Here is a 273-nt window from a genome sequence, read left to right on the forward strand (position 1 = left end):
AGTAAAAACGCTGCCAGACCAAGACGAATACCAATGTTTTGTTGCTATGGTAGAGACGTTGAATAATCGTTTGTCTGACAATGATTTTCAATTAAAGAATGTTGGTCTTGTTATCATTGTCGAAGCACATTATAATTCCTTTAGAAAGCTTTTTAAATTCTTTGAGCATTGTTTTATTCTTGGTGTTACAGCAACACCATTGAGTAGTAATATAAAGTTACCAATGAAGGATAACTACAATAGACTCATTGTTGGCGAAGATATTTCTACTTT

1 protein-coding gene is annotated in these 273 nt (G+C 32.6%); it reads left to right on the forward strand.

The features are described from left to right. On the forward strand, positions 1 to 273 hold a 273-nt coding region (locus ACRHNM_RS16760; protein ID WP_431137759.1), incomplete at both ends, for a DEAD/DEAH box helicase family protein.

Origin of the sequence: Psychroserpens mesophilus, assembly GCF_050617655.1 — a bacterium.
In the GTDB taxonomy this organism is placed as follows: domain Bacteria; phylum Bacteroidota; class Bacteroidia; order Flavobacteriales; family Flavobacteriaceae; genus Psychroserpens; species Psychroserpens mesophilus_A.